This is a genomic window from Subtercola boreus, assembly GCF_003399645.1.
Taxonomy (GTDB): Bacteria; Actinomycetota; Actinomycetes; order Actinomycetales; family Microbacteriaceae; genus Subtercola; species Subtercola boreus_A.
In genome coordinates, this window is the sequence record NZ_NBXD01000027.1 from 1 (window position 1) to 11,393 (window position 11,393).

At 60.5% G+C, this 11,393-nt stretch carries 12 protein-coding genes and 1 pseudogene; 5 read left to right on the forward strand and 8 right to left on the reverse strand.

From position 1 onward, the window contains the following. On the forward strand, nt 1-473 hold a 473-nt coding region (locus B7R24_RS14075), incomplete at its 5' end, for a transposase (RefSeq protein WP_172583000.1). Nucleotides 474-782: 309 nt separating this feature from the next. On the opposite strand, the gene B7R24_RS14080 is transcribed toward B7R24_RS14075, so the two are convergent. The 3 genes from B7R24_RS14080 to B7R24_RS14090 all read right to left on the reverse strand — a co-directional run bounded on the left by B7R24_RS14080 (nt 783) and on the right by B7R24_RS14090 (nt 3,309). After that, nucleotides 783-1,601 carry a LamG domain-containing protein gene (locus B7R24_RS14080; RefSeq protein WP_253259471.1) on the reverse strand — a complete coding sequence of 273 codons (819 nt, stop codon included), beginning with the start codon at nt 1,599-1,601 and terminating at the stop codon, nt 783-785. Between the two features lie 56 nt (nt 1,602-1,657). Next, nucleotides 1,658-2,551, reverse strand: a complete 894-nt coding sequence (locus tag B7R24_RS14085; RefSeq protein WP_172582839.1) for a signal peptidase I — start codon at nt 2,549-2,551, stop codon at nt 1,658-1,660. A gap of 104 nt (nt 2,552-2,655) precedes the next feature. Continuing rightward, on the reverse strand, nt 2,656-3,309 hold the full coding sequence (locus tag B7R24_RS14090; protein ID WP_116419618.1) for a hypothetical protein: 654 nt from the start codon (nt 3,307-3,309) through the stop codon (nt 2,656-2,658). A 214-nt stretch (nt 3,310-3,523) separates the two neighbouring features. Between B7R24_RS14090 and B7R24_RS14095 the strand changes: the two genes are divergently transcribed. Continuing rightward, nucleotides 3,524-4,066, forward strand: coding sequence for a MarR family winged helix-turn-helix transcriptional regulator (locus tag B7R24_RS14095; RefSeq protein ID WP_216363708.1), 543 nt, complete (start codon nt 3,524-3,526; stop codon nt 4,064-4,066). A gap of 326 nt (nt 4,067-4,392) precedes the next feature. Here the strand turns inward: B7R24_RS14095 and B7R24_RS18450 are convergent, their stop codons facing one another. After that, nucleotides 4,393-5,358 (reverse strand): DUF6518 family protein, encoded by a 966-nt coding sequence (locus B7R24_RS18450; protein WP_367302627.1) that lies wholly within the window; start codon nt 5,356-5,358, stop codon nt 4,393-4,395. Between the two features lie 38 nt (nt 5,359-5,396). Between B7R24_RS18450 and B7R24_RS17365 the strand changes: the two genes are divergently transcribed. Then, on the forward strand, nt 5,397-6,239 hold the full coding sequence (locus B7R24_RS17365; protein ID WP_147304052.1) for a M15 family metallopeptidase: 843 nt from the start codon (nt 5,397-5,399) through the stop codon (nt 6,237-6,239). 121 nt (nt 6,240-6,360) lie between these two features. Here B7R24_RS17365 and B7R24_RS14110 read toward each other — a convergent pair whose 3' ends face one another. The 4 genes from B7R24_RS14110 to B7R24_RS14125 all read right to left on the reverse strand — a co-directional run bounded on the left by B7R24_RS14110 (nt 6,361) and on the right by B7R24_RS14125 (nt 9,707). Next, nucleotides 6,361-6,579, reverse strand: a complete 219-nt coding sequence (locus B7R24_RS14110; protein WP_147304053.1) for a hypothetical protein — start codon at nt 6,577-6,579, stop codon at nt 6,361-6,363. A gap of 593 nt (nt 6,580-7,172) precedes the next feature. After that, the gene (locus B7R24_RS14115) at nt 7,173-7,382 is read right to left on the reverse strand and encodes a hypothetical protein (RefSeq protein WP_116419622.1); all 210 of its coding nucleotides are present in this window, start codon (nt 7,380-7,382) and stop codon (nt 7,173-7,175) included. Nucleotides 7,383-7,646: 264 nt separating this feature from the next. Further along, entirely contained in the window at nt 7,647-8,228 is a 582-nt protein-coding gene (locus B7R24_RS14120; RefSeq protein WP_116419623.1) for a recombinase family protein, read from the reverse strand. A 225-nt stretch (nt 8,229-8,453) separates the two neighbouring features. Then, entirely contained in the window at nt 8,454-9,707 is a 1,254-nt protein-coding gene (locus tag B7R24_RS14125) for a Fic family protein (RefSeq protein ID WP_116419628.1), read from the reverse strand. A 204-nt stretch (nt 9,708-9,911) separates the two neighbouring features. Between B7R24_RS14125 and B7R24_RS18455 the strand changes: the two are divergent. Together B7R24_RS18455 and B7R24_RS18160 are read left to right on the forward strand one after the other, a co-directional pair. Further along, nucleotides 9,912-10,460: pseudogene (locus B7R24_RS18455) on the forward strand (3'-5' exonuclease); the annotation flags it as partial. A gap of 201 nt (nt 10,461-10,661) precedes the next feature. Next, nucleotides 10,662-11,321, forward strand: coding sequence for a BRCT domain-containing protein (locus B7R24_RS18160; RefSeq protein WP_253259473.1), 660 nt, complete (start codon nt 10,662-10,664; stop codon nt 11,319-11,321). The last annotated feature ends 72 nt before the right edge of the window (nt 11,322-11,393 follow it).

An 11,393-nucleotide genomic window follows, 5' to 3' on the forward strand; every position in this document is an offset into this window, starting at 1 on the left:
AGACGTGTGTCATCCATTTGCTGCGGAACACGTTCCGGCTCGCGTCCAAGCAGGACTGGGACGCGCTGAAGCGTGACGTGAAACCGATTTACACCGCACCGTCACCGGCTGCGGCCCGGGTCGCACTCGATGACCTCACCGAGAAATGGGGCACGAAATACGGTGCGATCATCCTGTTATGGGAGTCCGCGTGGGAAGAATTTACACCGTTCCTGGCGTACGACCTCGAGATCCGAACCGTGATCTGTAGCACCAATGCGATCGAATCGCTGAACGCGAGATACCGGCGCGCGGTCCGAGCACGGGGTCATTTCCCCACCGAGCAGGCCGCTCTGAAGTGCCTGTATCTTGTCACTCGTAGCCTTGACCCAACCGGTCAAGGCCGCACCCGATGGACGATGCGCTGGAAGCCCGCGCTGAACGCGTTCGCCATCACCTTCGCGGACCGCTGGCCGGCCCCGGAAACCTACTAATGAAAACCGCCGAAAACACCGTTAGCGTTACAGACCCCTGGCCCTCATTCGCAACGACGGTTAGAAACCGCCAGGTGTACGCGGCGATCTTCATTGATGCGATCGTGGTCAAGATCCGATAAGGGAGACATGGCGGGCCGCGTGGTGCTGGCCTGTTCGTTGGATGGGGCCTGCGGCGTCATAAGGGGGATGCAAGATCGCAGCACGCGGTGATTCGCTTATAAGCATGGTCTCTCACGAATGGACGCGCGGCCTGATCAGATCACCCTAGTCAGGGGGCCGAGAAGGCGTCGGCGCTCTGCTGTTTCTTCAGCGCCCGGCAGCGTAGTGGTTGTTGATCTGCGCTTGCGTGAACACGATGGAGTACACGGCGGCGAAGCGGAGGGTGCCGGTGAGGAAGGTGTTCGCTCCGGCATTGGGCCAGCCGTTGAGGTTGCCCTGCCCGAATCGCCAATATCCGGCGTGGGGTTCGGCGGTGGTGTAGGTGGTGTTGCTGGCTGCGAGGGAGCCGTCAAGGTAGAGGTTCAGGCCCGTTCCGGCGGAGAACGTGGCGATCATGTGGTGCCAAGCGCCGTTTGCGTATCCGGCGGGGCTGGTGACGACTTGCACACCACCGTTGTAGGTGCCGAAGATGACTTGCCCGGTCGGTGAGAGGTACACCTGCCGGTCGTATTGGCCGGACGCGGTTCCTGTTTGTCCGCTCTCGAAGCCGACGATCTTGCCGGACGCGACGGACGTCTTGAACCACGTCTCGAGGGTGAACGTTCCGGGGCTGGTGACCTGGGTGGGGGTGGTGAGGTAACTGGTGCTGCCGTTCAGCAGATACGAGCGGCCAGGGTCGCGGGGGCACGCGATCGGGGTGGTGCTGTTGGCTATCATCAAGCCCTGGTAGGTGCCGTTCGCGGCCTTCCCGGAGATATCTGTGGCCGAAGTCGAATTCGACGCCTCAGTGAGGGGGTATTGGAACAGCGCGTTTGCCTTGTCGACGCCGTATGCGCCGGTGCAGGTGAAGTTCGCCGCCGTCGCAGCGGTATCGGTGTTGTTCGTGATCCTGGCGATGTATGCGGAGCTCGTGCCCGGGGTAACTGCTGTCGCCCAGAACAGCCCGGCCAAGAGCAGGGCAAGCAAAGCGACTATCGTGACGCTTCGTCTCGTCAAGCGCCGTCCTGCGAATGTGTTGCCGCTCATACGGTGCCGCTTTCGGGGTCCGCGGGAAGACCCACAATGATCGTCCAGAGCAGCGGGATCGCGCACACCAAGATCAGGATGATCCAGCCGGTCAGGGACAGGTTCAGGGCGGAGGAGAGATGGTATTGGCTGGTGTCGATCAGGCTCGGGACGGTCACGGTTCCGACTTGTCCGGAGACGAGGTCGGCGTGGTTCCCGCCGACGGCCTGCACCCTGATCGGGAGCATACCGGTGGACACGACCGTCGCGTCGGCGCCGGTCGTGTCAGCGGTCGTACTGAGGACGACGAGCCCGATCAGCGGGCGGAGGATGTAGGCGGCGACCGAGACAACCAACGAGACCCCCGCGATGCGGAGCGCGGAACGGGTTGTGGCAGACCGGAACAGCGACGTGACCAGCCACACCAGCAGAGTCCCGATGGTGATGATCGGGACCGCTTTAACAAACCAGCCCGCCATGGGCAGCACGAAAGCCGCGTGGCCGATGATGTCGGTTGCCGCCAGCTGCCAGGGGTCGGTTGCCCCATTGATGTCACCGCGGGTACTGATCAAACCATCCGTACTGACCTGGATGATCCGGTGGGTGTACGTCTCGGTCGGGGAGCTCGGCGGACGGAAGGTGATGATGTCACCGACCGCGACCTGCCCGTTCGTGGGTGTGGTCAGGATCAGGGTGCCGACGGGCGCGGTCTCGCCCATCGAGGGAGTTTGCACAACAAACCAGCGACCGCCGGTGAGGAAGAACACGAACGCCGAGAGCAGCACCACCGCAAGGACAGTGGCTGCAGCCGTCAGCAGAACACGAAGCGGGGTGGGGAGCGGGGGTTTCTTCGGGAACCACTGGCGGGGACCGGAATGAGAACCCGTGCTATTGGTTCGGGTCGATGTCACGGGTTCACCCCCCTTCAGCTGGTGCTTGTTTTGGCGGTAGAAACAAGAACCGCGGGCTGCCCCTTCTGAGGCAGCCCGCGATCATGAAAAGGACTCCGAGGGTGTCAGCTGCTGAAGGCCCAGGTCAGCGGCACGGACGCCTGCAGGCCCTGGTACGTATTGCCTGCGGCGGAATCAAGGGTGACCGCGAACGAGAACGGAACCGTAACGCCGGCAGCAGGAGCTGCGGGCATCGTGAATTTCGCCGACGTGCCACCGGCAAGTGTTGCGAGGGTTCCGTTGAACACAGTCGTCGCACCAGAGGTAATGACGATGTTCATCTTCGCGCAAAGATCCGTGGCAGTACCGTTCAGGGTGCCCGAATTCGTCTGGGTGCAGGTCGCACCAGCAGTGAGAGTGAACGTCGTCGCGGCGACGGTACCGATGTTCTTGATCGTGACCGGCGTCGTGACAGTGTTACCCGGCGTCATGAGCGTGCTGCCACCGAACTTGTTGATCGTCGCGCACGTCGCAGCGTTCGTCGACACGGAGCCGCCATCAGTGCTGAGGCAGGTGACCGTGGCCCCTGCGTTCTGCTCCTGCATCACGAGAGCACCAGTCGCTGCCGTGTTCTGCGAGTTGGTGATACTCGCAACGAACCCAGACATCGTGCCCGTGAGGCTGAGAGAGAGAAGGACGGCACCGAGGACACCGGCGCCGAGAGCGACAGGTGCAAAACGACGACGTTTGTTCTTCGGAGCGGACGCGTGACTAGACATAGGAGATCCCCAAAAGTGAAAGAAGGTGGTGTGTTGCCCCTGAGACCACCCGGCGGGTATCTACTTCTTCGGCAAGTACCTCTACTATAAAGAAGAAGCACTACCGAGGCAAACCCCCTGTTTTGGGGCACGCGACCTACCCAACCGTGTACCTATGCTCGAACGAGCTCCCTTGTTCCTAGCATCGGAGATTGAAAAGAAAGTTGTCTCCGTCATGGCCTTACTGAACCCCGAACCAGACACCACCCCACCGATGCCGCTCACCGCGCTGCCCCGCAACCCGAAGTCTGGGAAGAATCCGATCCCGGTCGAAGCCGCCGCCGAGTACGCCTCCGCGCTTCACCACCTCGATATCGAGCACCGGAAACTCCGAACCGGGTTCGCGGACCACCTCGGCCTCACCCACAACGAATACGACGCGTTCATCTTCGTCGCCGAACAACAAACCACCACACCGAAAGAGCTCGCAGCGACCCTCCGGTTCACGACCGGCGCCACAACCGCGATGATCGACCGGCTCGAGAACGTCAACCTGGTACACCGCATCCCGAACCCCACCGACCGGCGAAGCATCCTCATCGAACCCACCCCCCACGGCCACGCCCAAGCCGGCTGGGTCATCAACACCTACACCCAACTCGCCGGCGAAGGCATCCGCACACACCACACCCTGACACCGGAACAACTCACACAAACCATCACCCACATCACCCACATCATCACCAACAAGATCTCGATAATCACCGAAGGCCCGTAACCCCATAAGTCCAGGTGCGCCACCGATGACCGACCCCACGGCAGGCTGAGAAGCGGCCCGCCGACAGGCCATCCGAACTAATAGAGCAAAAAATCAGACATATTCGATGGGCAACTCTCCCAAGCCGCGTCCCCACCCCGAAGCACGCCGCAGATCCACCGAAACGACCTCGAACTAGCCCCGGGAAAACAGGACGAACCGACCAGAGCACACCACCGCGACTACGCCCCCAGGAATAGCTGGCCAGTTGTCTTGGAAACTCATCTCAGAGCCACTCGTGTCTCACGATCGTTCCCCTTGCGTGAAGAGGGAGATGAGAATTTATGTCACGAGTCGCGCTGGGGTCGAGCCCGTGCAATGCCCAGCTGTTTCGATCGCCACAAAGTGGCGAGCAGAAAGCCGAGTCCGGCGAGAATTTCGAGAATCCAATACACGGGGCTTGTGGTGGAAGCTATTACTGTGAGCCCGTAAATCGCCTCGAGGGCGAGGACTAAGCAGAGCGGCGCGACGCCTGCCGCGCGAAGCCACCCCGGCATTGCGTGCCGCACCAACGCGGCGCCCGCGCCAAGGACGAGTCCCGCAGCGATGCCGGGCAATGTGAAACTGTTCTGGAACGGTTCAGCGTAGAAGTTTCCGCGCCACAGCGACACAAGCGCGTAGGCCTCGAGCATTGCCTCGAATGCGACGACGCCGAGAATTGCCCCCAGTAGCGGCCGCGCGCGCGACAACCAGACGAGCAAGAAAGTGAACATGCTCCAACCACCAACCGAATTGGCCAACGAGCGCAGCCAATCGGGCAAGAAGCCTTGAGCTGGGCTTGTAAGTCCGCCGATTACCGACGCACCAACCAGCACTACTAGACAAGCGCGCACAACCGTAAACAGGGTCTCAGTCCGCCACGCTGCTTGGCGAGTTGGGACGTTTGATGACATCACCCTCGTCACACTACTGTGCTGCGGATTCGTCCAGATCTGGCCAAGGGGCAGGACCCTCCCCGTCCGCACGGTGGTTTCTCCCAGGCGGAGGTGAACCGCGTGGACGTCTCTAGTCGGATTGCTGTCGCATCCGTTGACTCGTATTTGGCGTTGCCGCACACGGTGAAGAGCCAAAAGTCGCGCTAGCGGTTCGGCTTGCGGGCACCCCTCCAAGTCGAAAAGCACCCGCAAATCGACCCTCGCGAACACCGTCAAACGCAGCCCGCAGACCGTCCCCCCGCCTGGATGAGATACGCCCGACTCCTCGCTTAAAGCCTGAATTGCACCCACGGGGGTGCCCGCCCAACCGCTGGGCATTTATTGCTGCACATACGGGTGTCTCCTAAGCTGTGGCCGTGCCACACACCAACGGACATCGAGCTTCGCGTCCTCTTTCCAGACGGGTGCTTCTCTGGGCCGGAGCCGCTGCCATCATCGGGATACCAACAGCGATTATCCTCACCGAGACCACCCACCCGGCACCGCTCGCCGCCACACCGCCAGCGCCAACCAGATCCGCCCAACCAAACATCACACCAACAGCCACCAAAACACCAACACCAACACCAGCGCCGTTTGATGCAGCCCACTTCTCGATCGATGACCCGACAAGTCTCTGGTTCGTCGTCAACAAACACCGCCCCATCCCGGGCGCCCCCACATTCACACCCCCACACCTCGCACCCATCCCACCGGAAATGCTGAACCCATTCGGGCATCAACTCCGCCAAGAAACCATCGCCGCCCTCACAATCATGTTCGCCGCCGCGAAAACACAGATCGGCGTCACCCTCGTAGCCGAGAGCGGGTACCGCTCCTACGACAACCAAACGTCTGCGTATCACTCCTACGTCGACACGCTGGGTGTGGAAGGTGCCGATCAAACAAGTGCCCGGCCCGGGTACAGCGAACACCAAACAGGTCTAGCGATCGATATCCTCGACACCATCAGCGGCTGCGGAACAGACGGCGACTGTCTCGGCAACACCGCCACCGGTCGATGGCTCGCCAACAACGCCCACACCTACGGCTTCCTGCTCCGATACCAGGCCGACAAAACCAGCATCACAGGATACGAATACGAGCCGTGGCACTTCCGCTTCATCGGCACCCTACTCGCCGGCCACCTCCACGACGTCGGCATAGACACCCTCGAAGAATTCTTCAACCTCCCACCCGCACCCACATACACAAACTGACCAGCTAACAAGTCCGCGCCGACACCGTCCCGCTTAGCATCCCGTTTCCGGAACACGTCCGGGCGCTGGCTGCGGGTACTACGCTTCGACTGCTGTTTTTCTAGCGGTCGTCGCGGAGGTGCTATCGGATCAGTGACCATACCGTTCCCCCGCGGTCGCTGGTGAGCGGCCCCGCGATCACTGATACGAGGATCGCCGCCGTAAGCAGCAGGGTCACCGCCGGGTAGGTGATGCGGGCCACGGCCGCTGCTGCGGCCGTCAGCGACGGGTATTCCGACCGGTGATCCTGCACCAGCCGCACTGCCCGATCACGGACAGCAGAATCGATCTTCTTCGGCATGACATACATCCTTCAACTCAAAAGGACGCGGCACCAAACCTGGGGCGCTTCAGTTCAGTTAGTCGAGGTATCGTGATGGTGTGGTGATGGCCTCTCCCCCAGGGGCTGTTACCGCACCAAAGGATCGCAGTTCCTTTACTGCGAACCAGGGTGCACTCGGGCCGTACTGTGAGCGTTCCGGTATGCCGGGTGGCACCTGGTGGCTTGGTGACTAGGAACACCAAGCCACTACCCTGCACCCCCTGATCGGGTCTCCCCCGGTCTGGGACTACACCCCGCTACCTGCTGATCTGTAACGTTCATACTGCAACCCGAATACCGTTCACCGGCCCGGCAGTTACCCTGCCGTTCGGGTGAATGTGGAGTCTTCGTCGTGGTGCGGGAGCCGTTTTTCCTAGAAACGCTTGCACCACGACGACCGCTTCCGCAATCAAACTAGTCACCCCCAATGGGACGAGTGTGCGGACAGCGTTTTTGACCGATGAATGATCGGTCATCACGCCGATCAAGCGAGGCGTCGTTGCGGAGGCGATCCATGGTCGTGTTTCAGATGCGCCGACCCTAGCTAGCAGCACGCCAGCCGGTGCCGGAAACTAGGTCGTCGTTGTTCCGCGCCGTTCGAGTTCTTCTTCAGCAATTGCAGCTTTACGTTCCGCGTCGACGGCCGCGTCGTGATCGGTGTCGACGGCCGCGTCATGCTCGGCCTGCTCGTGCCCGATCTTCAACTCCCGATCGGGTAACTGCTTCGCGGTGTCACGGGTGAAGTTCGTGGCCCCAGACAGATCAGAATCAGAATCAGACATACGGTCACCATAAGCCCTCACCCAGACAATCTGTCAGGCCAAGAAAAACGTGCTAACGCATTCTTGGTGCACGAGAGACTCCTTCGGCCGCGAACCAGTCCACCCGGCCCGTTTCCTGATCAAGGACAGCGATCGCGATCTGTAACGCCCGCTCGTACGTCATCCCTGCAGGATTAATAGTTCTCGCACGATGTGCCACCGCACGGCGTCCCGTCGGCTGCCCCTGCCCGGCCGGCTGCTGCCCGGGCAGGATCTCGTACCCACTCATAGTGGCAGCGCCGCCATCCGCCGGTACAGCGTTGCCCTGGACATCCGCATATCCCGGGCGACCTGAGCCGCCGGCTCCCCCGCATCAATCAGACGCCGGGCGTTCAAGATCTGACTATCCGTGAACTGCTCCCGCCGGCCACCGAGATCCTTACCCGCCGCACGACGCTTCGACACACTGTCCGTGATGCGTTCCCGTTTGATGTCGAGTTCCATCTGCGCAAGAGCCGCCATGACGGTGAACACCATCGACCCCATCGGCGTGCCTGTGTCGACATTCCCACCGCCGAGGTTCAACACCCGAAGGCCGGCGCCTCTGCCCCGGAGCATGTCCGGCAGAGCAAGCATGTTCTGTGTTGACCGGCCCAACCGGTCAAGCGTCGTCACCACCAGGGTGTCACCGTCATGCAGCGCCGACACCGCCCGATCAAACTCCGGCCGGCTCGCCCTCGCCCCACTCACCCCATGATCCACATACAAATCATCCCGGCGCACCCCCGATGCGAGGAGGTCCTGTTCTTGACGGTCGGTGTCCTGGTTCTTCGTCGACACCCGCGCATACCCAATCAGCCTGCCCACAACCACTCCCCCACCTGTCCTACAACCGTACTTCGCTACACCAATTCTAGACAGAGGTTGAAACACGTAGCTGCGAGAATCCAGCCGTGTCAGCACAACCCCGGAACCACACGAAAAGTGTCCCTATATAAGAGGTACGACCTTGGGGCCGGTGAGACGCCTCGCAACCCAAGGGATGCAAGACGCTCTTGAGTTCCGGACTCAAGCCAAAGATCTCTGTAGAAGCTATGGCCGACCTTCGCTGTCTGGCTCGATGCCTTCTTGGCGGACCGTAAGTGGCATGTCCACCCCAAGTTCCGGCAGCGGTACAAATGCATCCATGAGTCGGATATTGGACCGATAACGGCCGCGACCAACTTCCCGGATGAGACGAAGGTCTCGGAGCTTGGTCAAGTCGCGACTGAAAAGTTTGTCACTGGCAGTTGCGTAAATGACCGCGATCTCAGGAGTGAGCCGCTTGATTTCTCGTTTGGTGAGCTCAGCATCTGGCGGGAGAGCAAGCACCACAGACCTTCTTCGCTTCGCTGTTTCGGTAGATGGTTCCGGCTGGAAAGCCTCATGCACATAGTTGATCCAGGCCACCCTGCGTTGGGCGCCCTGCACTTCGGCGATCTGTTCTCGCAGCTCATCTCGGAAGCCTATGGCGCTGTAAGCAATGAAACCGGGCAGATCCATCGATCGAGATGCAGCCTCCAGTCTTTGGTAATACCTAGGCTTCGTCTTGTTGTAGTAGTTCGATAGGACCGTTGTACTCACCCAGGGCACAGTCTGCGAATGAGCAAGAACTGCCGCCTCGATAAGTCGTGCAGTACGCCCGTTACCGTCACCAAACGGGTGAATCCATGCAAGGTAAATGTGCGCGAGCGTGGCTGCAAAGAACGACAGAAAGAACCTATTATCGAGCGTCTTGCTTTCCTCGGCCTGATCGATGATTTCGTTTATCCAGACGCACAGTCGCTCCATGAGGTATGGAACGTCCTCGGCAGGTGCACCACGGTAGTTTCCGACTCCTACCGAGACTGTTCGGTACTCCCCAGGTGTGACTTGCTCCTCGAGCTCAAGACCCTCGAGAAGCAAGGCATGCTTGCCGAGCACCCATTCAGATGAAAGCCGGAACTTGGACGACTCTGCGATTTCCTTCCGAACTTCAAGCAAAGCCGTGACGACGTTCCGTACCTCCTGCTCTTGGTAGCGCTGCGATTCTGGCAGTGGGCGGTTGCGGACGATGATGTCCTCAACCTGCTGCTCACTTAGGGTGTTGCCTTCAATCGCTGCTGACGCCAGCGCTCCGCGCCGCAAAAAGACCTCCGATAGATGCATGGCCAAGCCCGGCTGTAAAGGCGTACCAATCAAATGTTGACACTTCGAGTAGGCCTCCCCGAGATGGGCCCACGCGATTGATCCAAGACTCTGCGGGTTGAAATCAAAGGTCAACCACGGGTGGCTGGTGAGGTACTGGCGGTCGGATTCTTCTGGCATGGGATAAATGTACGCTAAATTGTCCTGAGCAGTGTCCGAATGTTTGTCCCGTTTGAGCCTCATTAGAATGCTCCCTTAAGCGCCCTAAGGACTTCTCGGAGAGTCCACCTAAAACCTGCGGATTTTGAGCTAAAAGCCCCACGCGGTCTAGGCGCCCGTACGTTCATATAGCTTGGTCAAGTGAAGAAAACGGGGGAAGTTTTCATGGGGGCATTCGATTTTCTGTCTAAGTTGCGTCAGACCGTGCAGCAGGTGGTGGACTATTCAGCGCGATCGACGCCAACAAGCAGCCGGCCTGCCTATGCCGTCATTGATGTAGAGACCACAGGGCTGTCGCCGAAGTTCGGACGTGTCCTCGAGTTAGCCGTCGTTCGCGTGGACCAGAACGGCAACATCGTCGACGAGTACGTCGAGCGGTTCAACCCCGAAGGACCCGTTGGTGCTACCCATATTCATGGGATCAGAGACAGTGACGTCGCGAGCTCCCCGGTGTTTCACGAAGTATCCGCCACCATCATTGAACGCCTCCGCGGACTACCCGTCATCGCTCACAACGCGAACTTTGATCTCGCCTTCCTTCACGCCGAGCTCGCTGCAGCCGGGTGGACGGTTCCTCCGATCTCGTTTTATTGCACGCTGCGAGGAAGCTACGACTACCTACCCCATGCGGAACGCCGACGTCTTACCGATTGCTGCTCAGCAACAGGTGTCCCTCTTCGTAACGCGCATTCCGCACTCGGAGACGCCCGCGCGACCGCCGGCCTTCTCAGCGTCTACCTCGCCCGAGGCGGCACCGTTCACACTGAACTAGCCATTGCCTCCGCGAAAGCGGCTGCGTCCACATGGCCCCTGGGGCCGGGACGCTCCCCGCTCCCCCGCAGTCAGCGTTCTGAGCATTCCCGTCAACCGCGTCCCGTACGAATCACGCCGCCGAGACCAAGAGCTCCAGCACTGTTGCAGCAGATCTCGGCCCTCAGTATCGAAGCAGTCCTCGACGAAGGAGTCCCGGCAGCGAACACCGCCTACATCGAGTTACTCCTCGACGCCCTCGAGGATGGCGAGATCACTGACGCTGAAGCCGCAGGACTAAACGACCTACGGCAGGCTTACTCCCTCAGCCCAGCCAATACCAGCTCCATCCATGAGGCAGTAATTGTCGCCCTAGACGACGGACACGTATCTAACGACGAGCGAACAGAACTCGAAACCCTCGCACAGCTACTTTCTGTCCCACCCGCCAAACTGAGGACGGTCATTGATCACGCCGACCGAGCCCGAAAGGAACGACTAGGCGCAGGCCTCCGTCCCCTTCCGACGGACTGGGCTGATGGTGAACCACTTCGCGTGGGTGACCGTGTCGCATTCACAGGCTGCGACGAAAAACAGCGCAACCGCCTCGAGCAGCGGGCTGCAACGCTCGGAGTGCGAGTAATGAACAACGTCTCGAAGTTCACAGTCGTTCTCGTCACCGATGGCAGCTTCGATGGAAGCAAGCAAGCGAAAGCCAGAGAGATAGGCACCCGCGTCGTGCATCCCGACAAGTTCGATCTCCTACTAAACCTCGATCCACCGACGTTCTTGGGTGTGAGGGGGTCCGCGGTGTTGTCGGGCTGACTGAGGCGCTGGCTGGTGTTGCGCGCGGCGGAGCCGCGAGCCTCGCTGCCCGTGGTGTTCCACTTGGTCATC

What these genes read in the sequence shown, in the direction of transcription:
- B7R24_RS14110 (WP_147304053.1), bottom strand. Translation starts at nt 6,579, where the DNA reads ATGCCGAAGAAGATCGATTCTGCTGTCCGTGATCGGGCAGTGCGGCTG.
- B7R24_RS14125 (WP_116419628.1), bottom strand. Translation starts at nt 9,707, where the DNA reads ATGCCAGAAGAATCCGACCGCCAGTACCTCACCAGCCACCCGTGGTTG.
- B7R24_RS14095 (WP_216363708.1), top strand. Translation starts at nt 3,524, where the DNA reads ATGGCCTTACTGAACCCCGAACCAGACACCACCCCACCGATGCCGCTC.
- B7R24_RS14090 (WP_116419618.1), bottom strand. Translation starts at nt 3,309, where the DNA reads ATGTCTAGTCACGCGTCCGCTCCGAAGAACAAACGTCGTCGTTTTGCA.
- B7R24_RS18450 (WP_367302627.1), bottom strand. Translation starts at nt 5,358, where the DNA reads ATGCCCAGCGGTTGGGCGGGCACCCCCGTGGGTGCAATTCAGGCTTTA.
- B7R24_RS14115 (WP_116419622.1), bottom strand. Translation starts at nt 7,382, where the DNA reads ATGTCTGATTCTGATTCTGATCTGTCTGGGGCCACGAACTTCACCCGT.